Genomic DNA, 25,452 nt, shown 5'->3' with positions numbered 1-25,452 from the left:
TCAACCACCAAACATTATGCCGATCATGGATAACAATCAAATGCCAAATATGATGCCGATCATGGATAACAATCAACCACCAAATATGATGCCGATCATGGATAATAATCAACCACCAAATATGATGCCGATCATGGATAATAATCAACCACCAAATATGATGCCGATCATGGATAACAATCAATCACCAAATATGATGCCAATTATGGATAACAATCAACCACCAAATATGATGCCGATCATGGATAATAATCAACCACCAAATATGATGCCGATTATGGATAACAATCAAATGCCGAATATGATGCCGAATATGATGCCGATTATGGATAACAATCAACCACCAAATATGATGCCCTATCAAATGCCGTATCAACAGCCCATGATGCCGCCGAATCCGTATTATCAACAACCAAATCCATATCAAATGCCATATCAGCAAGGAGCGCCGTTTGGACCGCAATATACGTCTATGCCAAACCCGAATATGATGCCAATGGATAATAATATGCCGCCGCTTGTGCAGGGTGAGGAAGATTGTGGATGCGGAGGAGAAAGTAGACTATATAGTCCACAACCAGGCGGTCCGCAATATGCGAATCCTTTATATTACCAACCAACTCAGTCTGCATATGCACCACAGCCAGGAACGATGTATTATCAACCAGATCCACCGAATGTATTTGGAGAGCCCGTTTCAGAAGAAGAGGACGAAGAAGAAGTTTAAAAAGGCGGGAGTATTCCCGCCTTTTTTACATTCCTGTTAATTAAGAAAATGAAGTTTTTTTATGAAGTGCTAGAAAATTCCCAGTGAAATATTAACAGTGTAAAAACCTTCTCGGTTACTCATCATAAGAGGGAGCTTTTCAGTAGAGAAGCTCATTCTAACAGAGGGGGTTTTTGTATTGAATACGAAAGTAAAAGTGATTGCTGCTTCTTTGTTAGTTACCAGTGCATTAGCTGCATGTGGTACACCGAAAGATAACAATGCAATGGATGGACGTAACTACAATTACGAGCGTACATCTTATAATGATACACACCAGTATCGTGATAATGTGACACGTAATGATCGTTATACAGATTATGTAACATATAGAAATGGTCGTAACGATACAGGATACAATTATTATCGAGATGTAAATTACAATGGACAAATTGCTAATCCGCATCCAACTCGTAATATTACAATGAACAATTCATACATTAACAATGATGGTAAAACAGCTGAAAGAATAACAAATCGTGTGAAACGTATGAATAACGTAGACCGTGTGTCTACAGTTGTATATGGAAACGATGTAGCGATTGCGGTAAAACCACGTAACACAGTGACAAATGAAACGGCGATGGCTAACGAAATTCGTCAAGCTGTTGCAAATGAAGTTGGAAACAGAAACGTATATGTTTCTGTAAGAAATGATATGTTTACTCGTGTCGATGCAATGAGTACGCGTCTACGTAACGGTACAGTTACAAACGATTTTAATCGTGACATAGTGAATATGTTCCGAGACATTCGTTACGGTTTAACTGGTACAGTGCGATAACAAAACAAAAGAGGAAGGGATAGCCCTTCCTCTTTATTCATCGTTGTCTTGTAAGCGACGTTTTTTAATAAAATAACTAACGGAATAAGAAACTAAAAAGCATATGAAAAGAATACTACCTGTTGAAATAGCTTCAAATAGAGGTCTTTCTGGACTGAAAATAATATAAATAATAGCCGTAACGATTCCTACAATAAGGGAGTGGAAGACAAGTTTGTAATAAGGAGTTAACTGTATTTCCTTTTCGCCTTCTTCTACATCGATTGAAACACTTAACTGTAAATAAGCAAGTAAAATACTTGTAAACATAAATAATAGCCACAATGGAGATTTCGTAATTTGATCAATGCCTTCAGTGAATCCGATATAGCCTAAAATTCCAACTACGCCAATGTATTGAAAAAGAAAGACAATACGTATGTTTTTTAACATTTGAAGAATGAGGCGTTCATCCTTTATTTTTTTCATAATATTCATCCCCTGCTTATTATGATTTCGCTGTCACATTAATTGTAACATATATATTGCAATTATCAATTTATAATTTACATAAAATAATTTGGATGAAAGAGGAAATAAAATATTTTTATAAACATGTTGCACTTATACTTTATTAATGTTATATTAGCAAAGCGATGAGCTAATTTACGTAAGACGAGAGATATGCTTAAGTGCTAAACACGCGAATGTGGTCGCCTGGTCTCTCGCCGTAAACGCATCAAGACGCCTGCTTTGCAGGCGTCTTTCATTTTATATAAAAGTAAATGATACATGCAGATGAGGTAAACCCTTATCTGCATTTTTTATTTTTCGAAAGAAATGTAATATGGATAAAACCCCCATTTCCGGAAAAACTACTAATGAAAGTATGATCTTGCCTAAAAGAGGTGAACGGAAATGAAATGGATACTGATTGCGATGCAAGCTTTCGTTATGATGTTTTGTTTCGTTTATGGAACGAATGTGAAGGCGGAAGGGCCAGTACCAGAAGTAACGAAAAAAGAACCTGAGGTTACAATTTTATTAGAGCGTATGTATGTTGATGGCGAAGTAAGCGAAGAAATACTTACAGAAAAAGTGACGGATTTAGAAAAGTTTTTACAGCAGTATAAAGAATGGCAGCTCGTTGATCGTGATGATGTACAAATTGTATTGCAAAAGAAAGTTGATGATATTTCTCCGTTATTGAAAACGAGCGGGTATTTTGGTGTTTCAGAGGAAGGGATATTACAAATTTTCAAAGGTGTACCGAAAAGTGATAATGCGATCCATTCTTTCTTTCAAATTGATATGAAAAAGCTTGAGAGCTATGAACGTGCGAAATTGAAACGTGGCATTCGTATTAAATCAAAAGAAGGTTTTGTGAAGACGATTGAAAAAATGAAGCAATACGCAGTTCAGAGTAAGAAAAAAAGCAGCTCATGGTGAGCTGCTTTTTTTCTTATTTGTTTTTAGCTAAAATTTCTTTTGCGATTTCATCAATTAGCATATCTTTTCCGATTGGATTGAATGCTTTCGTATTGAAGACTTCATTTGATACTTCATATACGTGATTATTTTTAACTGCTTTATTGTCTTTCCAAACGGCACTGTTTTTGTAGTCTTCGTAAACTTTATCAGCTTCGCCGCCGAAGTTTACAATAAACATTTGGTCAGGCTGGAATGCAACTAGACCTTCTAGTGATACTTGCGCCATCGTTTGTTTTAAATCCGTACCTTTTGTTGCTGGAAGTTTTAAGTCATTAAAGATGATGTCACCGTATCCGAAGCTACCGTATACACGGAAGTTTTGTGGTGTAACTGCAACGAACATAAAGTTCTCATCTTTTGTTTTCTCTTTAATTTTTTTAGATAAAGAGTCTGCTTTCTTATCGTAGTCTGCAATCCATTTGTCTGCTTTCTTCTCTTCGTCAAATAGCTTACCTACTTCTTTAAACTTACCACGCCAGTCTTCTAAGTTTGTTTCTAGAACAACTGTAGGTGCAACCTTTTCTAGTTGATCATAAATTTTTAATTGACGGTTGTTTAAAATAATTAAGTCTGGTTTTAAAGCAGTAACAGCTTCTAAATCAACTTTAGGTGCCCAGTACCAACCTACTGCTTTTACTCCATCTAACTTGTCTGTTAAGTGAGTTTGGATTTTATCTTTATATGTATTTGCTGTACCAACAGGTTTGTGTCCAAGAAGTAATAGTTCTTCTGTTGATCCAGATAAGTCAACAATTCTCTTTGGATTTACTGGAATTGTAGCTTCACCTTTAGCATGTTTTACAACTTTTGTTTTCGGTTGTTCTTTTGCCTTCGATTCTTCTTTTTGAGAAGAACAGCCAACGATAGAAAGAACAACGAGCATAATAGTAAATAAAATAAATAGCTTACGTTTCATCCTGATGCAACCCCTTTAATTAGTATTGATAATCATTATCGACTTCTGTATATTAAGGTGCTTTAACCTTTCTGTCAATGGAAAATAACAGAAGTTTCAAGTGGAGAACATTTGTTGGGGCAGTCTCGCTTTTCTATCATTAAATATGTTAAAATGGAATACATGATTTAAGAGGGAGAGATCGTATTTTGTTTGAATATGTTACAGGTTACGTGGAGTATGTAGGGCCGGAATATGTCGTAATTGATCATAATGGAATTGGTTATCAAATTTTCACACCAAATCCGTATGTATTTCAAAGAAGTAAGCAAGAAATCCGTGTCTATACATATCATTATGTGAGAGAAGATATTATGGCACTTTACGGGTTTAAAACACGTGAAGAGCGTTTATTATTTACAAAGTTGTTAGGCGTGTCTGGCATTGGGCCAAAAGGAGCTCTTGCAATTTTAGCTTCTGGTCAAACAGGACAGGTCGTTCAAGCGATTGAGCATGAAGATGAGAAGTTTTTAGTGAAATTCCCAGGCGTCGGAAAGAAAACAGCACGCCAAATGATTTTAGATTTAAAAGGAAAACTAGCAGATGTCGTACCAGATGCATTTGTTGATTTATTCTCAGACACAGAACGTTTTGATGAGAATAAAGGTTCATCAGCTGAGCTTGATGAGGCACTGGAAGCTCTCCGCGCACTTGGATACGCAGAACGCGAAGTTTCTCGTGTTGTACCAGAGTTATTAAAAGAATCATTAACGACGGATCAGTATATTAAAAAGGCACTTAGTCTTTTACTAAATGGTAAGAGGTGAGTATAATGGACGAACGTCTCCTTTCAGGGGAATCTGCATATGAAGATGCGGATTTAGAATATTCATTACGGCCACAGACGCTCCGTCAGTATATTGGCCAAGATAAAGCAAAACATAATTTAGAAGTATTTATTGAAGCGGCGAAAATGCGTGAAGAAACGTTAGATCACGTGCTTTTATATGGACCACCAGGTCTTGGTAAAACGACGCTTGCGAATATTATTGCCAATGAGATGGGCGTTAATGTTAGAACAACTTCAGGTCCCGCAATTGAAAGACCAGGAGATTTAGCTGCTGTATTAACAGCGCTTCAGCCAGGGGATGTATTATTTATTGATGAAATTCATCGTTTGCATAGATCAATTGAAGAAGTATTGTATCCTGCGATGGAAGACTTTTGCCTTGATATTGTAATTGGAAAAGGGCCTTCAGCACGTTCTGTACGCCTAGATTTACCGCCATTTACATTAGTTGGAGCAACAACACGTGCTGGAGCATTATCGGCACCGCTTCGTGACCGCTTCGGTGTACTTTCAAGGTTAGAGTACTACACAGTAGATCAGCTTTCTGCGATTGTTGAACGTACAGCAGAAGTATTTGAAGTTGAAATCGATTCGTTAGCTGCATTAGAAATTGCAAGACGTGCTCGTGGTACACCTCGTATTGCGAATCGTCTTTTAAGACGTGTACGTGATTTCGCGCAAGTTCGTGGTAACGGAACGGTTACGATGGAAATTACACAAATGGCATTAGAGCTACTGCAAGTAGATAAATTAGGTCTAGATCATATTGATCATAAATTACTGCTTGGTATTATTGAGAAATTCCGTGGCGGTCCAGTTGGATTAGAAACGGTTTCAGCAACAATTGGAGAAGAATCTCATACGATTGAAGATGTGTATGAGCCGTATTTATTACAAATTGGCTTTTTACAACGAACGCCAAGGGGCCGAATTGTAACGCCGCTTGCGTATGAACATTTCGGAATGGAGATACCAAAAGTATGACGGAGATGCCAAAGCTGCTTATTACAGCCGGGATCTTACTCATCGTTGTTGGATTAGCTTGGAAGTTCATTGGAAGGCTTCCAGGCGATATTTTTGTGAAAAAAGGAAACGTTACCTTTTATTTTCCTATCATTACATGTATTGTGTTAAGTATTGTATTATCTTTTATTATGTATATAATAAATCGATTTAAATAAGAAATAGGTGGATATAGCTATGGATATAAATCTGTTTGATTTTCATTTACCAGAAGAACTTATTGCACAAGTCCCGTTAGAAGATCGTGAAACATCAAGATTAATGGTGTTAGACCGTGAAACAGGTGATATTGAGCATAAACATTTTACGGATATTCTTTCTTACTTACATGAGGGGGATTGCTTAGTTTTAAATGAAACGAAAGTTATGCCTGCTCGTTTGCACGGTGTGAAAGAAGATACAGGCGCGCACATTGAAGTACTTCTTTTAAAACAAGAAGAAGGTGATAAGTGGGAAACGCTTGTAAAGCCAGCGAAACGTGTAAAAGAAGGAACTGTTATCTCTTTTGGCGAAGGGAAATTAAAAGCAACTTGCACAGGAACTGCAGATCAAGGTGGACGCCAGCTTGAATTTTCATATGACGGCATCTTCTATGAAATTTTAGATGAACTTGGGGAAATGCCACTTCCTCCATATATTAAAGAGACGCTAGAAGATCGCGATCGCTATCAAACAGTATATGCGAAAGAAATCGGTTCAGCAGCAGCGCCGACTGCGGGACTTCACTTTACAGAAGAGTTACTGGAGAAGTTAAAACAAAAAGGCGTTCAGTTAGCATTTATTACACTTCACGTAGGGCTTGGAACATTTAGACCAGTTTCTGCTGATACGATTGAAGAACACCATATGCACGCAGAATATTACCATATGTCTGAAGAGACAGCGGCATTATTAAATCGTGTGAAAGAGAATGGTGGACGTATTATTACTGTAGGTACGACATCAACTCGTACGTTAGAAACAATTGCAACAGATCATGAAGGTAAGCTTTGCGCCGCTTCTGGATGGACAGATATTTTCATGTATCCGGGATATGAATTTAAAGCAATTGATGGTTTAATTACAAACTTCCATTTACCGAAATCAACATTAATTATGCTTGTAAGTGCATTTGCAAATAGAGATAATGTACTTCATGCTTATAATGAAGCAGTAAAAGAAAAATATCGTTTCTTTAGCTTCGGTGATGCAATGTTCGTTGCATCTCACGCTAAAATGAGAAACAAATAAAAGGAGTAAGTTATGACAGCAATTCGTTATGAATTTATTAAGACATGTAAACAAACGGGTGCCCGTTTAGGTCGTGTGCATACGCCGCACGGTTCATTTGATACACCAACATTTATGCCAGTTGGTACACTTGCAACAGTTAAGACAATGTCACCAGAAGAATTAAAAGCAATGGATTCTGGCATTATTTTAAGTAATACGTATCATTTATGGCTACGTCCAGGTCATGAAATTATTCGTGAAGCAGGCGGCTTGCATAAATTTATGAACTGGGATCGTGCAATCTTAACAGACTCTGGTGGTTTCCAAGTATTCAGTTTAAGTGACTTCCGTCGTATTGAAGAGGAAGGCGTTCACTTCCGTAATCACTTAAATGGAGATAAATTATTCTTATCACCAGAAAAAGCGATGGAAATCCAAAATGCATTAGGTTCAGATATTATGATGGCATTTGATGAGTGTCCACCATTCCCGGCTACTTTTGAATATATGAAGAAATCTGTAGAGCGTACGAGCCGCTGGGCAGAACGTTGCTTAAAAGCGCATGAACGTCCGCAAGATCAAGGTTTATTCGGTATTGTACAGGGCGGGGAGTACGAAGAGCTTCGTCGTCAAAGTGCGAAAGACCTTGTTTCAATGGACTTCCCTGGTTACGCTGTAGGTGGTTTATCTGTTGGTGAACCGAAAGATATTATGAACCGTGTTCTTGAGTTTACAACACCACTTCTTCCAGATAATAAGCCTCGTTACTTAATGGGTGTAGGTTCTCCTGACTCGTTAATCGATGGCGCAATTCGTGGTATTGATATGTTTGACTGCGTACTTCCAACTCGTATCGCTCGAAATGGTACATGTATGACAAGTGAAGGTCGCCTCGTTGTAAAAAATGCGAAATTCGCAAGAGACTTCGGTCCGCTTGATCCAAACTGTGATTGCTACACATGTAAAAACTACTCACGTGCGTACATTCGTCACTTAATGAAATGTGATGAAACGTTCGGAATTCGTTTAACGTCTTATCACAACCTTCATTTTCTGTTAAACTTAATGGAGCAGGTGAGACAAGCTATTCGTGAAGACCGTCTTGGCGATTTCCGCGAAGAGTTCTTTGAACAGTATGGCTTTAATAAACCGAATGCTAAAAACTTCTAATACATAATTTAAAAGGAGGAACAAAAGATGAATGCAGGTATGATGAATATCGTTATGATCGTTGCGATGTTTGCGATTTTCTATTTCTTATTAATTCGCCCGCAACAAAAACGTCAAAAAGCAGTTGCTCAAATGCAAAGTGAGTTAGCAAAAGGTGATGCTATCGTAACAATCGGTGGTTTACACGGTACAATCGAATCAGTAGATGAGACGAAAATCGTTATTAAATCTGGTGGTTCACACTTAACTTTCGATCGCAATGCGATTCGTGAAGTTGTGAAAAACTAATGTGGAAGGCCCTGCATGAAATGTGCAGGGCCTTTTTTAGTTACTTTGCTTTGACATATTTACACCGAAAATACCACCGAGTGTACTCGCCCCCATTAATGCTAATTGATATAGTAATTGTGAGTTCGATAAGGTTTGAGAAAAGCCTAAATAGTTAACTAGAAAGACGAGTATAGTGAACGTGAGCCCTGTTGTGAAACCTACTAGCCAACCTTTTCCTTGAGCCTTTTTGCCGGCAGTAAATCCAGACATAAGCATAGATAAAAGAGCGAGTATAAAAATAGTAACGGTTAATGTCCCTTCATTTATATTCGTAAACTTTAATAAAAGAGCCATAATCATACTAGTAATAGATGCGAGAATTAGTAGCGTAACAATACCGAAGCCAATTGCAGTTGATAATTTTTTCGTTCCATCCATTTATGCATTCCCCCTTTTTAATACAAGCATATTTTCCTTTTGCTCAAGTTAGACTAGTTTCTTTTTTATAGGGGAGTCTATACGTAAAAAAGGAGATGTAGAAGTGGAATGGATATCGGTAATTGGACGGACAATGCTTTTGTATATCATCATCTTAATTATTTTTCGTCTTATGGGTAAACGTGAGATAGGAGAGCTAAGTGTATTAGATTTAGTCGTATTTATTATGCTTGGAGAAATGGCTGTAGTAGCAATTGAAAATACTGATAAATCACTTTGGCATCAATTAGTTCCGATGACTTTTCTTATGTGCATACAAATCATTTTGTCAGTCATTTCATTAAAGTTTCAACGATTTCGGCATTTAATAGAAGGTGAACCAGCAATTATTATTAATGCGGGAAAGATTGATGAAAAAAAGATGAGAAACCAACGATATAATATTGATGATTTAATGATGCAATTAAGGGAACAAGGAGTTGGAGATATTCGGGATGTAGAATATGCTATTTTGGAACCGTCTGGGAAGTTATCTGTCTTTCAAAAACAAAAAAATAAACAAGATACATTGCAGTTTACGCTTCCTCTTATTATTGATGGAGAAATTCAATCTAGTCATTTACAAATGATTGAGCATACAGATGAATGGCTTATTGAGAAATTAAAAAACTTAGGTTATAACGATATAACACAAATTTTATACTGTAGTTTTCAAAATGGACAATTTTTTGTTGATGTAAAAGAAAATTAGAGACTTATCCTTTGGAAGAGTAAGAATGATTAGTATAACTAATAATCAGTGGAGATTACCCCACTGATTAAAGTTTCACCTTATTTCAAAAATGAAAGCTTACGAATGATAGGGAGACGACTTAACTCTTCTTTTCGAATGAGTTTGAAAGTGAAGAGAAGTACGATATAAACAATTGTTGTTAAAGTGATTTCCCATAATGTTTGTATGCCAAGGGAATGAGAGAAAATAATATATTTATGAAGATAAAAACCGAAGGCGCCTGCGATACCGATGGCAAGTCCGCCGAAAATATAGTCTTTTGCGTAAATGGTAAATGTAATCTTTTTTAAAACAGTAGCGTAGTGAAGAAATGTTACTGTTACAATATTTGCAGCAATAGCAAGTGCAACCCCCATCATTTGAAACTCTGGCCTTGAGGCTAGTACAAAAATAACGATTAATTTCACGATGGCACCAATAAATGTATTCATCATTGCAGCTCTTGCTAAGTTTAAAGCTTGCAAAACAGAGGTAAGTGGACTTTGGAAATAATGAAATAAAAAGCAAGGCGCAAGAAGTTGAATGAATGCTGTTGCGCTGTCTGATCCATACATAAGAGTTAAAACAGGAGAAGCGAATACGTATAATATAACGACAGACCATCCGCCGGTAATTAATGAAATTCGAAGTGCTTGTTGTAAACGGTGCTCCACTAATTTATGTTGTCTTTTTGCCATTGCTTCACTAATAGAAGGGACGAGCGCTGTAGAGAGAGCGTATGTAATAAAGGCGGGTAGTGATAGGAGCGGGAATGCATAACCGTTTAATATACCGTATTGCTGGGTTGCAACAGAAGCAGCGACACCAGCGATTGCTAAGCTTTGCATAACGACAATAGGTTCAAAAAAATATGAAACGGAGCCGATTAAACGACTTCCTGTAGTTGGAAGGGCAATATCCATCAGAGAATAAAATGTCCCTTTGCTTTCCTTTACAGTAGTGAAAAATCCAGAGCGTATTGATAAATGTTTTTCTCGCTGAAATAACGTGAGTAAAAATAATAACGATGCAACTTCACCGAGAACAGCTGATAACATAGCGCCGGCTGCAGCATATTCTATGCCGTAAGGTAAAAATAATTGAATGCATATAGCAATAATGGTAATGCGGACGACTTGTTCTAGAACTTGCGCATAAGCGCTAGGTTTCATGTTTTGTTTCCCTTGAAAGTAACCACGCAAAACAGAAGAAACAGCAATAACAGGAACAACGGGCAAAATGGCCATTAATGGGTAGTACGTTCTTTCGTCGGTTAATAATGTTTTTGCTAAAATAGGTGTGAGGAACATAATTCCGATTGTTAAAATGATACTAATAACGGATGTAACAGCTAGTGATACGGTTAATATTTTTTTAACTCTTTGTTTATCGTTCACAGCTTCCGCTTCTGCTACAAATTTTGCGATTGCGACAGGAAGACCAATTTGTGTCAATGTAATTGCTAAAATGAATGTAGGAACGGCCATCATATAAAGACCAACGCCTTCTTCTCCTAAAATACGTGCCATTACTATGCGGTTGATAAAGCCGAGTATTTTTGTAATAAAGCCGGCTATCATTAAAATAAATGCGCCTTTTAAAAAGCTTTGTCTCGTCATGTTCTTCTCCTACCTTCTCAAAATCAATGGAATGATTTACAATAATTTATATGCACGTACGAGACAAGAATGACAAGCATTTAAGAGAGTGAAGTATGATAGTGCTCTTGAAAGTAGTTATTGCTGTCCATTAGAGCGGGATTAAAGCGACTTTTTCGTGCTGAAATAAGAAGGAGATGTTTATAGATGTTAGATAGAGAGGCTTTGGTAGAATCATACCGCGGACAGTTACAAGTCGTTTTAGAAAGTAAAGTAGAAGAGTTTCAAATGTTCGGTTACGACCGAGTGACAGATGATGACATTTGGAAGTTTCTTAAAGTGAAAAAGTGGAAGAAGATAGACAGCGATGTTAGATTGTATGAATTAGTTAATGACGTATTAACAGTAAGTGCTAATGAATATATGACATATTTAACTGTTGAAGCTTACCAAGCGCCACTTTGGTCATTTGATGAGTACGAAAATAAATAACCGACTGCAATTGGTTTGTTCTTCCTTTTGCAGTATAATGATATGTATTGATAAAGAGGAAATAATTATGTCTAAGATTATATATAAAGGAGGTAGTGAAGAGGAAAATAAATGATGGAAGTGTAGGTAGTGTAAAAGCTTACCTATAGAGCTAGTGATGAACTAGCAAAAATTATAGAAAGGAAGTCTACTAACTAGGCGTATGCACACGTATAGCAGTGAATCGTAAGAGATTTATTGAAAGTGTTAGTAGCAGAAAGAGGGTACATATGGCAAAGCGTGGTACGAGAATTGCCGCCTTTTTCCTCATCGTCTTATTAATCGGTGGAGTAATTGGTGCGGCAGGAAAAGACATAGCAAAAGGAATTAGTCTAGGACTAGACCTTCGCGGTGGTTTTGAAATTCTGTATGAAGTAAAACCAGCCAAAAAAGGTGATAAAATCGATCGAGATGTACTTGTAAGTACAGTAGGTGCTCTTGAAAATCGTGTCAATGTTCTCGGTGTAAGTGAGCCGAACATTCAAATCGAAGGGCAAGATCGAATTCGTGTACAGCTTGCTGGTGTACAAGATCAGCAAAAAGCACGTGAAATGTTATCAACACAAGCGAAATTAACATTCCGTGATGTAGATGATAATCTTCTTATGGACGGAACGGATTTAAAAGGCGGCGGAGCGAAGCAAACATTTGATGAGCAAGGCCGTGCGAGCGTAGGTCTTACACTAAAGAGCGCTGAAAAATTCCGTGAAGTAACTGAAAAAATTTCAAAAATGCCACCACCAACGAATTTAATGGTAATTTGGCTTGATTTTGAAGAAGGAAAAGATTCGTACAAAGCAGAATCTGCAAAACCGAATCCGAAGTTCTTATCAGCAGCAACAGTAAACCAAGTATTTAACCAAGCTGAAGTATCTATCGTAGGTGGAAACTTCACAGTTGAAAGTGCGAAACAACTTTCATCTTTATTAAATGCAGGTGCACTTCCTGTTGATTTAAAAGAAATGTATTCAACATCTGTTGGAGCGAAGTTTGGTCAACAAGCGTTAGAGCAAACGATTTTCGCTAGTGCGATTGGTATCGCTCTTATTTTCTTATTTATGCTTGTATTCTACCGTTTACCAGGACTTGTAGCGGTTATTATGTTAGGTTTATACATTTTCGTTACGTTACTTGTCTTTAACTGGATGCATGCAGTTCTTACGCTGCCGGGTATTGCGGCGTTAGTGCTCGGGGTAGGTATCGCTGTTGATGCGAATATTATTACGTACGAGAGACTGAAAGAAGAGCTGAAAATTGGTAAGTCAATGATGTCAGCATTCCGTGCTGGTAACCATCGTTCATTAGCAACAATTTTAGATGCAAACGTTACAACACTTGCAGCAGCTGGTGTGTTATTCGTGTATGGTAATAGCTCTGTAAAAGGATTCGCAACAAGTTTAATCGTAAGTATTTTAGTTGGTTTTATTACGAACGTATTCGGTACTCGTTTCTTATTAGGTTTACTTGTAAAGAGCCGTTACTTTGATAAAAAACCAGGATATTTTGGTGTGAAACAAAAGGATATTATTCCATTAACAAAAGGTGTAGTACATCCACCGACAAGATTTGATCGTATTAACTTCGTAAATATCGGTCATAAATTCCTTATTTTCTCGATTGTAGTTGTAATTGCAGGAGCAATTATTTTACCAATTTTCAAATTGAATCTTGGTATTGACTTTGCGAGTGGTACACGTATTGACTTGCAATCAAAACAAGCCGTTACTGTGTCTGATGTTCATAAAGATTTTAAAGAATTGAACATTGATGTGAAGGAAGAAAATATTGTACCGACTGGAGATGACAATAAAGGTTTCGCAGTTCGTACATTAGGTGTTTTATCAAAAGATGAAATTGCGAAAACAAAAACATTCTTCCACGATAAATATGGTACAGATCCAAACGTAAGTACAGTTTCACCGACAATCGGTAAAGAAATTGCACGAAATGCATTTATCGCTGTACTGATTGCTTCTGCGGTTATCATTTTATACGTAAGTATTCGTTTCCGATTTACGTATGCGTTATCTGCAGTACTTGCATTATTACATGACGCATTCGTTATGATTGTTATGTTTAGTATTTTCCAACTAGAGGTAGACTTGACGTTTATCGCTGCAGTATTAACAATCATCGGTTATTCTATTAATGACTCGATTGTTACATTTGATAGAAACCGTGAATTATACAAACAGAAAAAACGAGTGCGCGATATAAAAGACCTAGAAGAAATCGTAAATGCAAGTATTCGCCAAACGCTTGGTCGTTCGATTAACACCGTATTAACAGTGTTATTCCCAGTAATTGCACTGCTTATCTTCGGTAGTGAGTCACTACGTAACTTCTCGTTTGCGTTACTTGTTGGATTAATTGTAGGTACGTACTCTTCTGTTTTCGTTGCCTCTCAAATTTGGTTAATGCTTGAAAACCGTCGTTTGAAAAAGGGAAGAAACAAGAAGAAGGTTGAGAAAGTAGAATCTGAACCGCAAGTATAGAAAAGATGATGTCTCTTTATGAGGCATCTCTTTTTTCGTTTGTGGATACAATAAGATAGCAACTTTTTTACAGAAAGAAGATGGAAGAAAGTGGTGGTGTTATCACTGTATTTGTTAAAATAAAAAGATAGGTTAAGAAAAGAAGGGATTTTAATTATGGAAAAAGATGAACGTTTTAAACAGGCCGAGTTTGGTGCTATTGTCGGGATCGTTGGTAATATTATATTAGCGATTGTAAAGGCGGTAATTGGTTATATTGGGAACAGTAAAGCACTGTTAGCGGATGCTGTGCATTCTGCATCAGATGTAATTGGTTCGCTAGCTGTACTTTTTGGATTGCGAGCGGCAAAGCAGCCACCTGATGAAGATCATCCGTATGGTCATGGTAAAGCGGAATCGATTTCAGCGATTATTGTTGCGGTATTATTATTTATTGTGGGACTCGAGATAGCGATTTCGTCTATAAAAGCTTTTTCGCAAGAACTAGAACCGCCAAAAGGAATTACGATTTTTGCTGTTGTTCTTTCAATCGTCGTGAAAGAAGGAATGTTTCAATATAAATTCCGATTAGGGAAAAGAGTAAACAGTGATGCAATTATTGCAAATGCATATGAGCACCGTTCGGATGTATTTTCTTCAATTGCAGCTTTAATCGGTATTTGTGCAGCTATAATCGGTGGTAAGCTTGGTATAGACTGGCTTGTATATGCCGATCCGATTGCGGGATTAGTTGTTTCACTTCTTGTTGTAAAAATGGCATGGAGCATTGGAGCGGAAGCAATTCATGCAACGCTTGACCATGTTCTTCATGAGGAGGATGTTATTCCGCTTAGGGAAGCAGTTCTTCAAGTAGATGGTGTGAAAAAAATTGGTTCTTTATATGCACGGGAGCATGGTCATTATGTTATTGTCGATATTAAAGTGTCTGTAGACCCATACATTACCGTAGAAGAAGGACACCGTATTGGAAAACATGTGAAAGAAATACTTATGAAACAAGATAATGTACAAAATGTATTCGTACATATAAATCCGTATTCTCCAAATTAAACATCATTAACATTTTAGTATATAGATATTGCATCGTAGTTTGCATTATATTGTCACCCCTTAATCTGTCTTGTATAATGAACAGGTTAAGGGGTGATTTCGTGTTACAACCGAAGACGCGTTGGAAAGAAAAAGAATATAATGACGAGCGAGTGAGTGAATTAGCAAGTAAATTACAGTTATCGCCACTTGTCGTTTCATTATTCCTCGGTAGAGGACTAGATACAGAAGATAAGATTTTAGATTTTTTAAATACAGAAAATCAAGAATTTCATGATCCATTTTTATTAGAAGGAATGGATAGAACGGTAGAACGTGTAAATAAGGCGATTCAAAATGGAGAGCAAATATTAATATTTGGTGATTACGATGCGGACGGAGTAAGTAGTACGACGGTTTTATATCTTGCTCTTCAAGAATTAGGTGCAGAAGTAGAATTTTACATTCCAAATCGTTTTACAGAAGGGTATGGACCGAACGAAGAAGCGTTTCGTTGGGCGCATAGCGCAGGGTTCTCACTGATTATTACGGTCGACACGGGCATCGCAGCAGTACATGAAGCGAATGTAGCGAAGGAGCTTGGAATAGATCTAATTATTACAGATCACCATGAGCCACCGCCAGAATTGCCAGAAGCACTTGCGATTATACATCCGAAATTAGAAGGTGGCGTATATCCGTTTCACTATTTAGCTGGTGTAGGTGTTGCGTTTAAAGTTGCGCATGCATTATTAGGCCGTGTACCAGAACATTTATTAGAGATTGCAGTAATCGGTACAGTAGCCGATTTAGTATCACTTCATGGTGAAAATAGGTTGCTAGTGAAACGTGGTTTAAAACATATGCGTATGACGAGAAATATTGGTTTGAAGGCATTGTTTAAAGTTGCTAACGTTTCGCAAAGTGAAATTACAGAAGAGAGTATTGGCTTCTCAATTGCACCGCGTATTAATGCGGTCGGGCGTTTAGAAGATGCAGCGCCGGCTGTACACCTTTTATTATCAGATGATCCAGAGGAAGCGAAGGAGCTAGCTGAAGAAATTGATGAGCTGAACAAACTGCGAAAAGATATTGTAAAGCAAATTACAGAAGAGGCTATCGCTGAAGTTGAAAATAACTTCCCGCCAGAAGAAAACAAAGTATTAGTACTTGCAAAAGAAGGCTGGAACCCAGGGGTAATTGGAATTGTTGCTTCTAAATTAGTTGAACGTTTTTATCGTCCGACGATTGTATTAAGCATTGATCCTATAAAAGAAACAGCAAAAGGCTCAGCACGTAGTATTGCAGGATTTGATTTGTTTGCAAATTTATCAGATTGTAGAGAGTTATTACCACACTTCGGAGGGCATCCGATGGCAGCGGGAATGACGCTACATATGAATGATGTAGATGAATTACGTCGCCGCTTAAATGAACAAGCAGATGCAATTTTAACAGAAGAAGATTTTATTCCAATTACAGCAGTTGATGTTTTTTGTAAAGTAGAGGATGTAACGCTAGCGGCAATTGAAGATATGCAAAAACTAGCTCCATTTGGTGTTGGAAATCCGAAACCACGTATTGCAGTAAAAGATGCAGAGTTAGAAAGCATTCGCGCAATCGGATCAGATGGCTCTCATTTAAAAATGGCTCTTCGTGATGGACAAGCAACACTGGATACAATTGGATTTGGTTTTGGTGCATATGCGAAAGAAATCTCTCCAGTTGCAAAAGTATCTGTAATAGGAGAAGCGTCCATTAATGAATGGAATAATTTTAAGAAGCCACAACTAATGGTACAAGATATTGCTGTAGAGGCGTGGCAATTATTTGATTGGCGTAGTATGCGTAATGCAGAAGCAAATTTAGCAGAACTTCCGAAAGAAAAAATAACAATGGTGTATTTTTCTGAAGAGGTATTGAATAAATTTTCTTTAGAGAGCTATAAAGAAAAGCTCATGCATGCTTCAGAAGTAACGCATTTAGATGATCAATATATCGTGTTACTTGATTTACCAAAAGGAACAGATGAATTACGTGAGCTATTTAAGGTAGGATTCCCAGCGCGAATTTATACGCTATTTTATCAAGAGAATAACCATTTATTTAGTACAGTTCCGACGAGAGAACACTTTAAATGGTACTATTCTTTCTTAAGCCAAAAAACACCATTTTCTTTAAGACAATATGGAGAACAACTATGTCGTCATAAAGGTTGGTCAAAAGATACAGTAAATTTTATGACACAGGTGTTTTTTGAGTTAGAATTTGTTACAATAAAAGATGGCGTCATTTTTATGGCAGACAAAAAACAAAAGCGTGATTTAATTGAATCGAACACATATCGTGAGAAAATGAACCACTTACAATTAGAAAAAGAATTGGTTTATAGCACATATCAGCAACTATATACATGGTTTGAAACGATTCGTAATCATAAAGAAGTAGAACAGTTAGGGTAAAGGATTTGTATTTACAAACCTTTTAGATCTGAGGAGGATTCAGAAATATGGATTTCAAGCAACATATCGCAATTGTACCGGATTATCCGAAAGAAGGTATTGTGTTTAAAGACATTACACCTTTAATGAATGACGGTAAAGCATACAAAGCAGCAACAGATGCAATCGTTGAGTACGCAAAAGAAAGAGATATCGATGTTGTAGTAGGACCAGAAGCTCGTGGTTTCATTATCGGTTGCCCAGTTTCTTATGCGTTAGAAGTAGGATTTGCACCAGTTCGTAAATTAGGAAAATTACCACGTGAAGTAATTACAGTTGACTACGGTAAAGAATACGGTAAAGATGTTTTAACAATCCATAAAGATGCAATTAAGCCAGGTCAACGCGTATTAATTACAGATGATCTATTAGCTACAGGTGGAACAATCGAAGCGACAATTAAGTTAGTTGAAGAACTTGGCGGAGTTGTAGCAGGGATTGCATTCTTAGTAGAACTTACTTACTTAGATGGTCGTAAAATGTTAGATGGTTACGATGTATTAGTATTAGAAAAATACTAATCACTATATAGGTAAAACTACGGTGATAAAAAGTACCCGTGAATCTCTTGGAGAGGAGCGGGTACTTTTGTATAATTGAACAAAAAATCATGGTGAAATGTCAGTAAAATCTTTTCCTTTTCACAATTCACAATCATTGGGTTATAATGATAGAATATAATTTATTCTATTAAATAAAGATAAAGTCAATTTTCAATAAAAGGTGATTCGATGGCAAATGAGCAGGTACTAACAGCTGAACAGGTACTCGAGAAAGCAAGTCAATATTTAGCGGATGAAGATATTGAGCTAGTGGCACGTGCCTATGAATATGCACGTGATGCGCATAGCGAACAATATAGAAAATCGGGTGAACCGTATATTATTCATCCGATTCAAGTTGCAGGTATTTTAGTTGATTTACACATGGATCCAGCTACGGTATCAGCAGGTTTCTTACATGATGTAGTGGAAGATACAGAGATTACGTTAGAAGATATTGAACGGGAATTTAACAAAGAAATTGCTATGCTTGTTGATGGTGTTACAAAGCTTGGGAAGATTAAATATAAATCTCACGAACAACAACAAGCAGAAAACCATCGCAAAATGTTTATTGCAATGGCTCAAGATATTCGAGTTATTTTAATTAAACTAGCTGATCGTCTTCATAACATGCGTACATTGAAACATTTGCCTCAAGAGAAGCAGCGTCGCATAGCGAATGAAACGTTAGAAATCTTTGCACCTTTAGCACATAGACTCGGAATTAGTACTATTAAGTGGGAGCTAGAGGATACGTCACTTCGCTATTTAAATCCACAACAATATTATCGTATTGTAAATTTAATGAAGCGTAAACGTGCAGAACGTGAAGAATATTTAGAGGAAGTAATGACTGGTATTCGTGAGAAATTAGACGAAGTTGCGATACAACCTGAGATTTCTGGAAGACCGAAACATATTTACAGTATTTATCGTAAAATGGCACTGCAAAATAAGCAGTTCAATGAAATTTACGATTTATTAGCTGTACGTGTCGTTGTAAATAGTATTAAAGATTGTTATGCGGTGCTTGGAATTATTCATACGTGCTGGAAGCCGATGCCAGGTCGTTTTAAAGATTATATTGCAATGCCAAAAGCAAATCTATATCAATCTCTTCATACGACTGTAATTGGACCGAAAGGTGATCCACTTGAAGTGCAAATTCGAACGAAAGAAATGCACGAAATTGCAGAATTCGGGATCGCGGCACACTGGGCGTACAAAGAAGGAAAAACCGCAGAAACAACAGGTACATTAGAGAAGAAACTCACATGGTTCCGTCAAATATTAGAATGGCAAAATGAAGCTTCTAATGCAGAAGAATTTATGGAGTCATTAAAAATTGATTTATTCTCTGACATGGTGTTCGTCTTTACACCGAAAGGCGATGTAATGGAATTACCACTTGGATCGGTTCCGATTGATTTCGCGTATCGTGTCCATTCGGAAATTGGGAATAAAACAATTGGTGCAAAAGTAAACGGGAAAATGGTGACGCTGGATTATAAATTAAAAACAGGCGACATCATTGAAATTTTAACGTCGAAACATTCATATGGCCCAAGTCAAGATTGGGTAAAACTTGCTCAAACATCTCATGCGAAAAATAAAATTCGTCAATTTTTTAAGAAACAACGTAGAGACGAAAATATTGAAAAAGGCCGTGAACTTGTTGAAAAGGAAGTACGTGGTCTAGAGTATGAGATGAAAGAAGTATTAGCGCCTGATAACTTAAAACGCGTCGCTGAAAAATTTAACTTTGCAAATGAAGAAGATATGTTTGCAGCAGTTGGATATAGTGGAATTACAGCTTCGCAAATTGTTACGCGACTAACGGACAAGTTCCGCAAACAACGCGAAGAAGAAGAAATTGTTGAAGTTAAAGAAGTTCGTAAACCGATGAAAATTCGAAAATGGGATTCTGGTGTAAAGGTAAGCGGTGCTGATAATTTATTAATCCGTTTATCGAAATGCTGTAACCCAGTTCCAGGTGATGATATCGTTGGGTATATTACGAAAGGTCGAGGTGTATCGATTCACCGCCGTGATTGTGTAAACGTTCATACAGAAGAAGCTGTAGAACGATTATTAGAAGTAGAGTGGGAAGGTAGCCCTGAAAAAGAAATTGAGTATAACGTTGATATTGAAATTTCAGGTTACGATCGCCGTGGTTTATTAAATGAAGTACTGCAAGCTGTTACAGAGACGAAAACGTACATTTCAGCTGTTTCTGGTAGAAGTGACCGTAATAAGATGGCAACAATTAATATGTCAATCTCGATTCGTAACTTACAACACTTGAAAAAAGTAGTAGAACGCATTAAACGCGTTCCAGAAATTTATGCAGTACGACGCATGATGCATTAATAGGGAGTGTAGAAAGATGAGAGTTGTTTTACAACGATCAAAGAAAGCGTCTGTCACAGTAGACGGTGAGATCGTAGGACAAATTCCGTTCGGTTTAACATTACTAGTTGGCATTACGCATGAAGATACAGAAAAAGATGCAACTTACATTGCAGAAAAAATTGCGAACTTACGTATTTTTGAAGATGAGAGCGGAAAGATGAATCATTCTGTACTTGATGTAGAAGGACAAGTTCTATCTATTTCGCAATTCACATTATACGGAGATTGCCGCAAGGGAAGACGTCCAAACTTTATGGATGCTGCGAAACCTGACTATGCAGAGCGTTTATACGATTTCTTTAATGAAGAAGTTCGTAAACAAGGATTACATGTGGAAACAGGAAAGTTCGGAGCAATGATGGATGTTTCTTTGATCAATGATGGTCCGGTGACCTTAATTGTAGAAAGTAAATAGTGTTGATAAAAAAGAGAGGGTTATATAATCCTCTCTTTTTTATACATTGTTGTATGTTTTGTTCATTTATCATAGGATTAATTTAAAGGGGAATAAAAGGAAAAGAAGGTGTAGTATGCTTCAAGAATTTAATATAGCTTTACGTTTTATGCTAGAGTTATGTATTCTTGGGATTGTTGGATACTGGGGGTTTCGAGTAGGAACAACAATGGCTATAAAAATTACACTTGCTATTATAATTCCAATTGTTTTTGCTGTCATTTGGGGGCTATTTGGAGCTCCACATGCAGAATGGGAAGTACAAGGTATATTACATGTATTACTAGAAATTATCGTATTTGGAGTAGGTATTGTAGCGTTATATCATTTGAAGCATCATATGCTAGCAAGTGGACTGGCTATTGTTATTGTTGTAAATCGAATACTAATGTTTATTTGGAATCAATAGCAGTTTCGGTTATGTATAACTCTCTCATCAATATGGAACAATAAAAAGTAAAACATCCATATTGAATGTGAGGGATATACGTATGCGTATGAATGAAAAAGGGCATTCTGTTACAAATGGTGCAAATCAGCTATTTAACGTGAATTTTCATGATTTTATTTCAAAAGAGCAAAACAATACTTCAATGGAGCTTGCTTCCGAGTTTGGGATTTCTCTTCAAGATGTAAAGCGTTTAAAGAAGCAGATTGAACGCTCTTAGAGCACTTGACAATCCTACTGAACAAACGTATAGTAATTTTATATTTACATATGAATATAACCGTTGATAGAGAAGAGTAAATGAGACACACATGGAAAGAGAAGAAATGTCTTAGGCTGAAAACATTTCTACATGATGACTGATTGAATGACACTCTAGAGGTTTCAACTTGAACGGCATATACGCTTAGTAGGGATGAACGCACATTTAAGCGTTATTAAAAAAGTGGAAGCATACGTGCTTCAATTAGGGTGGCACCACGGGTATAATACTCTCGTCCCTACTGTTCAAACAGTAGAGGCGGGAGTTTTTTTATTTTTATTAAGATTAAAACAATTTGAGGAGGAACTGAATATGTCTATTCAAATCCCACGGGGAACGCAAGATATTCTTCCAGGCACTGTTGAGTTATGGCAGTATATCGAAGGGCAAGCACGCGAAATTTGCCGTCGTTACAATTATAAAGAAATTCGTACACCGATTTTTGAACACACTGAGTTATTTTTACGTGGTGTTGGTGATACGACAGATATCGTACAAAAAGAAATGTACTCATTCCAAGATCGTGGAGAGCGCAGCTTAACATTACGTCCAGAAGGCACTGCACCTGTTGTACGTTCTTACGTTGAAAATAAAATGTTCGGTGACGCAACACAACCAACGAAATTATATTATATCGGTCAAATGTTCCGTTATGAAAGACCACAAGCGGGTCGCTATCGTCAATTCGTACAATTCGGTATCGAAGCAATCGGCAGTAATGACCCTGCAATTGATGCAGAAGTAATTGCACTTGCTGTTGAATTTTACCGCGGCATGGGCTTAAAAAATATTAAAGTTGTATTAAACAGTTTAGGTGACACAGCAAGCCGTCAAGCACACCGTGATGCATTAATCGCACACTTTGAGCCACGTATCGGTGAGTTCTGTTCTGACTGTCAATCTCGTTTAGAAAAGAACCCTCTTCGTATTTTAGATTGTAAGAAGGACCGTAACCATGAATTAATGGGAACAGCACCATCTATTACAGAATACTTAAACGAAGATTCAGCAGTATACTACGACAAAGTTCAAGAACTATTAACGATGATGGATGTTCCATTTGAAAAAGATCCGAACTTAGTACGTGGTTTAGACTACTACCAACACACTGTATTTGAAATTATGAGTGAGGCAGAAGGTTTCGGTGCTATCACTACATTAAGTGGTGGTGGACGTTACAACGGACTTGTACAAGAAATCGGTGGACCAGAAATGCCAGGTATCGGTTTTGCGATGAGTATTGAACGTTTAATTATGGCGCTAAAAGCTGAAAATATTGAATTACCAATTGAACATAGCATTGATTGTTACGTTGTAGCGCTTGGTGAAAAAGCAAAAGATCATGCTGCAAAAGTTGCGTTTGATCTTCGAAAAGCTGGATTATCAGTTGAGAAAGATTATTTAGACCGCAAAATGAAAGCACAATTTAAATCAGCAGATCGTCTAAAAGCGAAATTTGTAGCTGTATTAGGGGAAGATGAGCTAGATAAAGGCATCATTAACTTAAAAGATATGGCAACGGGCGAACAAGAAGAAGTAGCATTAGATGTATTTGCTTCATACGTAGCAGAGAAATTAATATAGGGGGAACTTACAGTGGCTGAAAGAACACATTCATGTGGAAAAGTAACAGTAGAAGCAGTTGGACAGACGGTTCAATTAAAAGGTTGGGTACAAAAACGCCGTGACTTAGGTGGATTAATCTTTATCGATTTACGTGACCGTACAGGTATCGTACAAGTTGTATTTAACCCAGAAACATCAAAAGAAGCGTTAGAAGTAGCAGAAACAATCCGTAGCGAATACGTATTACACGTAGAAGGTACAGTTGTTGAACGTGGTGAAGGCGCAATTAATGACAATATGGCGACTGGTCGTATTGAAGTACAAGCAATAAAAGTAAATGTACTAAATGCAGCGAAAACAACGCCAATTATCATTGCTGATGATACAGATGCATCAGAAGATGTGCGTTTAAAATATCGTTATTTAGATTTACGTCGTCCCGTAATGTTCAACACATTCAAAATGCGTCACGACGTAACAAAAACAATTCGTAACTTCCTAGATACAGAAGAGTTCTTAGAAGTAGAAACACCAATTTTAACGAAAAGCACGCCAGAAGGAGCTCGTGACTATTTAGTACCAAGTCGTGTACATGATGGTGAATTTTATGCGTTACCACAGTCTCCACAGCTATTTAAACAGCTTCTTATGGTCGGCGGATTTGAGCGCTACTATCAAGTAGCACGCTGTTTCCGTGACGAAGATTTACGTGCAGACCGTCAACCTGAATTCACGCAAATCGATATCGAAGCTTCATTCTTAACACAAGATGAAATTTTAGATATGATGGAGCGTATGATGACGAAAGTTATGAAGGATGCAAAGGGTGTAGAAGTTAGTGCACCATTCCCTCGTATGAAATATGCTGATGCAATGGCTCGCTACGGTTCTGATAAGCCAGATACACGCTTTGAAATGGAACTAACAGACTTATCTGAGTTTGCAGCAGGTTGTGGCTTTAAAGTGTTTACAAGTGCTGTAGAAAGCGGCGGACAAGTAAAAGCAATTAATGCAAAAGGCGCTGCGAGCAAATACTCTCGCAAAGACATCGATGCATTAACTGAATTCGTGAAAGTATACGGTGCGAAAGGTTTAGCTTGGCTTAAAGTGGAAGAAGACGGCCTAAAAGGACCGATTGCGAAATTCTTCAGTGAAGAAGATGCAAATGTGTTAATGAGCACATTAGAAGCTACTGCTGGCGACTTATTACTATTCGTAGCAGATAAGAAGAGCGTTGTTGCAGATAGCTTAGGCGCACTTCGTTTACGTCTAGGTAAAGAGCTTGAGCTAATTGACGAAAGTAAATTTAACTTCCTATGGGTAACGGATTGGCCACTTCTTGAGTACGATGAAGATGCAGATCGTTACTTCGCAGCTCACCACCCATTCACAATGCCATTCCGTGAAGACGTTGAGTTACTAGAAACAGCACCAGAAAAAGCACGTGCACAAGCATATGACCTTGTATTAAACGGTTATGAGCTTGGTGGTGGATCACTTCGTATTTACGAGCGTGACGTACAAGAAAAAATGTTCAAAGCACTTGGATTCTCACAAGGAGAAGCGCAAGAGCAATTCGGATTCTTATTAGAAGCATTCGAATACGGTACACCACCACACGGCGGAATCGCATTAGGTTTAGATCGTCTCGTTATGTTACTTGCAGGCCGTACGAACCTTCGTGATACAATTGCATTCCCGAAAACAGCAAGCGCAAGCTGCTTATTAACAGAAGCTCCAAGCCCAGTTGCAGAAGCGCAGCTTGAAGAGTTAAACTTAAAATTAAAATTAAGCTTAAAAGAAGAGAAGTAAGAATAGGGTCTAGATGGTTATACTAATACCATCTAGACTTTTTTTTGGAAGGAAGTTAAAAAAGTCCGGTTCAGATAACTGTCGCATCTCATCGTTATGTATGCTAGTCCGGTGCTCGAGTAGTAACTCTACACTACGCTTCTCCTATC

24 protein-coding genes and 1 other annotated feature are annotated in these 25,452 nt (G+C 37.4%); of the genes, 20 read left to right on the top strand and 4 right to left on the bottom strand.

Annotated features, from left to right (window positions below):
• Nucleotides 1-905 precede the first annotated feature (905 nt).
• A complete protein-coding gene (locus F3I02_RS24705) occupies nucleotides 906-1,550 on the top strand; it encodes a YhcN/YlaJ family sporulation lipoprotein (protein ID WP_001093536.1) in 645 nt (214 codons plus the stop codon).
• Nucleotides 1,551-1,583: 33 nt separating this feature from the next.
• Here F3I02_RS24705 and F3I02_RS24700 read toward each other — a convergent pair whose 3' ends face one another.
• Nucleotides 1,584-2,018, bottom strand: a complete 435-nt coding sequence (locus F3I02_RS24700) for a hypothetical protein (protein WP_000721223.1) — start codon at nucleotides 2,016-2,018, stop codon at nucleotides 1,584-1,586.
• 429 nt (nucleotides 2,019-2,447) lie between these two features.
• On the opposite strand from F3I02_RS24700, the gene F3I02_RS24695 reads away from it, so the two are divergent.
• On the top strand, nucleotides 2,448-2,978 hold the full coding sequence (locus F3I02_RS24695) for a BofC C-terminal domain-containing protein (protein WP_000871192.1): 531 nt from the start codon (nucleotides 2,448-2,450) through the stop codon (nucleotides 2,976-2,978).
• A gap of 13 nt (nucleotides 2,979-2,991) precedes the next feature.
• On the opposite strand, the gene F3I02_RS24690 is transcribed toward F3I02_RS24695, so the two are convergent.
• Nucleotides 2,992-3,936, bottom strand: coding sequence for an iron-hydroxamate ABC transporter substrate-binding protein (locus F3I02_RS24690; protein ID WP_000823612.1), 945 nt, complete (start codon nucleotides 3,934-3,936; stop codon nucleotides 2,992-2,994).
• Between the two features lie 188 nt (nucleotides 3,937-4,124).
• Here F3I02_RS24690 and ruvA point away from each other — a divergent pair, with 188 nt between their 5' ends.
• Genes ruvA through yajC form a run of 6 tightly spaced genes read left to right on the top strand, consistent with a single transcriptional unit; the run spans nucleotide 4,125 to nucleotide 8,458 of the window.
• The gene (gene ruvA, locus F3I02_RS24685; protein ID WP_196478522.1) at nucleotides 4,125-4,742 is read left to right on the top strand and encodes a Holliday junction DNA helicase RuvA; all 618 of its coding nucleotides are present in this window, start codon (nucleotides 4,125-4,127) and stop codon (nucleotides 4,740-4,742) included.
• Between the two features lie 5 nt (nucleotides 4,743-4,747).
• Nucleotides 4,748-5,749, top strand: coding sequence for a Holliday junction branch migration DNA helicase RuvB (gene ruvB / locus F3I02_RS24680; protein WP_000344449.1), 1,002 nt, complete (start codon nucleotides 4,748-4,750; stop codon nucleotides 5,747-5,749).
• Nucleotides 5,746-5,946, top strand: a complete 201-nt coding sequence (locus F3I02_RS24675; protein WP_000138162.1) for a DUF2905 domain-containing protein — start codon at nucleotides 5,746-5,748, stop codon at nucleotides 5,944-5,946. Before ruvB ends, F3I02_RS24675 begins: the two co-directional genes overlap by 4 nt.
• Before the next feature lie 19 nt (nucleotides 5,947-5,965).
• Nucleotides 5,966-7,018, top strand: a complete 1,053-nt coding sequence (gene queA / locus F3I02_RS24670) for a tRNA preQ1(34) S-adenosylmethionine ribosyltransferase-isomerase QueA (protein WP_000354015.1) — start codon at nucleotides 5,966-5,968, stop codon at nucleotides 7,016-7,018.
• A 12-nt stretch (nucleotides 7,019-7,030) separates the two neighbouring features.
• The gene (tgt, locus tag F3I02_RS24665) at nucleotides 7,031-8,170 is read left to right on the top strand and encodes a tRNA guanosine(34) transglycosylase Tgt (protein ID WP_000125365.1); all 1,140 of its coding nucleotides are present in this window, start codon (nucleotides 7,031-7,033) and stop codon (nucleotides 8,168-8,170) included.
• 27 nt (nucleotides 8,171-8,197) lie between these two features.
• Nucleotides 8,198-8,458, top strand: coding sequence for a preprotein translocase subunit YajC (gene yajC / locus F3I02_RS24660; RefSeq protein WP_000991115.1), 261 nt, complete (start codon nucleotides 8,198-8,200; stop codon nucleotides 8,456-8,458).
• 36 nt (nucleotides 8,459-8,494) lie between these two features.
• Here the strand turns inward: yajC and F3I02_RS24655 are convergent, their stop codons facing one another.
• A complete protein-coding gene (locus F3I02_RS24655; RefSeq protein WP_000349148.1) occupies nucleotides 8,495-8,878 on the bottom strand; it encodes a TIGR04086 family membrane protein in 384 nt (127 codons plus the stop codon).
• A gap of 103 nt (nucleotides 8,879-8,981) precedes the next feature.
• Here F3I02_RS24655 and F3I02_RS24650 point away from each other — a divergent pair, with 103 nt between their 5' ends.
• Nucleotides 8,982-9,629, top strand: coding sequence for a DUF421 domain-containing protein (locus F3I02_RS24650; RefSeq protein WP_000454838.1), 648 nt, complete (start codon nucleotides 8,982-8,984; stop codon nucleotides 9,627-9,629).
• Nucleotides 9,630-9,709: 80 nt separating this feature from the next.
• Here F3I02_RS24650 and spoVB read toward each other — a convergent pair whose 3' ends face one another.
• Nucleotides 9,710-11,269 carry a stage V sporulation protein B gene (spoVB, locus tag F3I02_RS24645; protein ID WP_000198301.1) on the bottom strand — a complete coding sequence of 520 codons (1,560 nt, stop codon included), beginning with the start codon at nucleotides 11,267-11,269 and terminating at the stop codon, nucleotides 9,710-9,712.
• Nucleotides 11,270-11,455: 186 nt separating this feature from the next.
• Here spoVB and F3I02_RS24640 point away from each other — a divergent pair, with 186 nt between their 5' ends.
• The 11 genes from F3I02_RS24640 (at nucleotide 11,456) to aspS (ending at nucleotide 25,303) form a co-directional block, all read left to right on the top strand.
• On the top strand, nucleotides 11,456-11,740 hold the full coding sequence (locus F3I02_RS24640) for a post-transcriptional regulator (RefSeq protein WP_000886978.1): 285 nt from the start codon (nucleotides 11,456-11,458) through the stop codon (nucleotides 11,738-11,740).
• Between the two features lie 269 nt (nucleotides 11,741-12,009).
• Nucleotides 12,010-14,274: a protein translocase subunit SecDF gene (gene secDF / locus F3I02_RS24635; protein WP_001119067.1), complete on the top strand. Its 2,265-nt coding sequence runs from the start codon at nucleotides 12,010-12,012 to the stop codon at nucleotides 14,272-14,274.
• 156 nt (nucleotides 14,275-14,430) lie between these two features.
• Nucleotides 14,431-15,324 carry a cation diffusion facilitator family transporter gene (locus F3I02_RS24630; RefSeq protein WP_000409743.1) on the top strand — a complete coding sequence of 298 codons (894 nt, stop codon included), beginning with the start codon at nucleotides 14,431-14,433 and terminating at the stop codon, nucleotides 15,322-15,324.
• 101 nt (nucleotides 15,325-15,425) lie between these two features.
• The gene (recJ, locus tag F3I02_RS24625) at nucleotides 15,426-17,765 is read left to right on the top strand and encodes a single-stranded-DNA-specific exonuclease RecJ (protein ID WP_000941239.1); all 2,340 of its coding nucleotides are present in this window, start codon (nucleotides 15,426-15,428) and stop codon (nucleotides 17,763-17,765) included.
• A 47-nt stretch (nucleotides 17,766-17,812) separates the two neighbouring features.
• Nucleotides 17,813-18,325 carry an adenine phosphoribosyltransferase gene (locus F3I02_RS24620; protein WP_000346215.1) on the top strand — a complete coding sequence of 171 codons (513 nt, stop codon included), beginning with the start codon at nucleotides 17,813-17,815 and terminating at the stop codon, nucleotides 18,323-18,325.
• Between the two features lie 210 nt (nucleotides 18,326-18,535).
• On the top strand, nucleotides 18,536-20,719 hold the full coding sequence (relA, locus tag F3I02_RS24615) for a GTP diphosphokinase (protein WP_001262803.1): 2,184 nt from the start codon (nucleotides 18,536-18,538) through the stop codon (nucleotides 20,717-20,719).
• A 16-nt stretch (nucleotides 20,720-20,735) separates the two neighbouring features.
• Nucleotides 20,736-21,176, top strand: coding sequence for a D-tyrosyl-tRNA(Tyr) deacylase (locus F3I02_RS24610; RefSeq protein WP_001266965.1), 441 nt, complete (start codon nucleotides 20,736-20,738; stop codon nucleotides 21,174-21,176).
• A gap of 115 nt (nucleotides 21,177-21,291) precedes the next feature.
• Complete coding sequence (locus tag F3I02_RS24605) at nucleotides 21,292-21,624, top strand: YrdB family protein (RefSeq protein WP_000938749.1); 333 nt, start codon at nucleotides 21,292-21,294, stop codon at nucleotides 21,622-21,624.
• 82 nt (nucleotides 21,625-21,706) lie between these two features.
• On the top strand, nucleotides 21,707-21,883 hold the full coding sequence (locus F3I02_RS24600) for a hypothetical protein (RefSeq protein WP_001242605.1): 177 nt from the start codon (nucleotides 21,707-21,709) through the stop codon (nucleotides 21,881-21,883).
• Nucleotides 21,884-21,937: 54 nt separating this feature from the next.
• Nucleotides 21,938-22,168, top strand: a binding site (T-box leader).
• Nucleotides 22,169-22,237: 69 nt separating this feature from the next.
• On the top strand, nucleotides 22,238-23,509 hold the full coding sequence (gene hisS / locus F3I02_RS24595; protein WP_033673109.1) for a histidine--tRNA ligase: 1,272 nt from the start codon (nucleotides 22,238-22,240) through the stop codon (nucleotides 23,507-23,509).
• A 12-nt stretch (nucleotides 23,510-23,521) separates the two neighbouring features.
• On the top strand, nucleotides 23,522-25,303 hold the full coding sequence (gene aspS / locus F3I02_RS24590) for an aspartate--tRNA ligase (protein WP_196478521.1): 1,782 nt from the start codon (nucleotides 23,522-23,524) through the stop codon (nucleotides 25,301-25,303).
• The last annotated feature ends 149 nt before the right edge of the window (nucleotides 25,304-25,452 follow it).

Source organism: Bacillus sp. SRB3LM (assembly GCF_015712745.1).
In the GTDB taxonomy this organism is placed as follows: Bacteria; Bacillota; Bacilli; order Bacillales; family Bacillaceae_G; genus Bacillus_A; species Bacillus_A thuringiensis_K.
The sequence above is the reverse complement of the archived record's forward strand: the minus strand, read 5'-3'. Positions and strand labels throughout refer to the sequence as shown.

Excerpts from the sequence above, each read along its gene's own strand:
- F3I02_RS24700 (WP_000721223.1), bottom strand. The coding sequence starts at position 2,018 with ATGAAAAAAATAAAGGATGAACGCCTCATTCTTCAAATGTTAAAAAAC.
- F3I02_RS24695 (WP_000871192.1), top strand. The coding sequence starts at position 2,448 with ATGAAATGGATACTGATTGCGATGCAAGCTTTCGTTATGATGTTTTGT.
- F3I02_RS24690 (WP_000823612.1), bottom strand. The coding sequence starts at position 3,936 with ATGAAACGTAAGCTATTTATTTTATTTACTATTATGCTCGTTGTTCTT.
- ruvB (WP_000344449.1), top strand. The coding sequence starts at position 4,748 with ATGGACGAACGTCTCCTTTCAGGGGAATCTGCATATGAAGATGCGGAT.
- F3I02_RS24675 (WP_000138162.1), top strand. The coding sequence starts at position 5,746 with ATGACGGAGATGCCAAAGCTGCTTATTACAGCCGGGATCTTACTCATC.
- queA (WP_000354015.1), top strand. The coding sequence starts at position 5,966 with ATGGATATAAATCTGTTTGATTTTCATTTACCAGAAGAACTTATTGCA.
- tgt (WP_000125365.1), top strand. The coding sequence starts at position 7,031 with ATGACAGCAATTCGTTATGAATTTATTAAGACATGTAAACAAACGGGT.
- yajC (WP_000991115.1), top strand. The coding sequence starts at position 8,198 with ATGAATGCAGGTATGATGAATATCGTTATGATCGTTGCGATGTTTGCG.
- F3I02_RS24655 (WP_000349148.1), bottom strand. The coding sequence starts at position 8,878 with ATGGATGGAACGAAAAAATTATCAACTGCAATTGGCTTCGGTATTGTT.
- spoVB (WP_000198301.1), bottom strand. The coding sequence starts at position 11,269 with ATGACGAGACAAAGCTTTTTAAAAGGCGCATTTATTTTAATGATAGCC.
- F3I02_RS24640 (WP_000886978.1), top strand. The coding sequence starts at position 11,456 with ATGTTAGATAGAGAGGCTTTGGTAGAATCATACCGCGGACAGTTACAA.
- secDF (WP_001119067.1), top strand. The coding sequence starts at position 12,010 with ATGGCAAAGCGTGGTACGAGAATTGCCGCCTTTTTCCTCATCGTCTTA.
- F3I02_RS24630 (WP_000409743.1), top strand. The coding sequence starts at position 14,431 with ATGGAAAAAGATGAACGTTTTAAACAGGCCGAGTTTGGTGCTATTGTC.
- F3I02_RS24620 (WP_000346215.1), top strand. The coding sequence starts at position 17,813 with ATGGATTTCAAGCAACATATCGCAATTGTACCGGATTATCCGAAAGAA.
- relA (WP_001262803.1), top strand. The coding sequence starts at position 18,536 with ATGGCAAATGAGCAGGTACTAACAGCTGAACAGGTACTCGAGAAAGCA.
- F3I02_RS24610 (WP_001266965.1), top strand. The coding sequence starts at position 20,736 with ATGAGAGTTGTTTTACAACGATCAAAGAAAGCGTCTGTCACAGTAGAC.
- F3I02_RS24605 (WP_000938749.1), top strand. The coding sequence starts at position 21,292 with ATGCTTCAAGAATTTAATATAGCTTTACGTTTTATGCTAGAGTTATGT.
- F3I02_RS24600 (WP_001242605.1), top strand. The coding sequence starts at position 21,707 with ATGCGTATGAATGAAAAAGGGCATTCTGTTACAAATGGTGCAAATCAG.
- hisS (WP_033673109.1), top strand. The coding sequence starts at position 22,238 with ATGTCTATTCAAATCCCACGGGGAACGCAAGATATTCTTCCAGGCACT.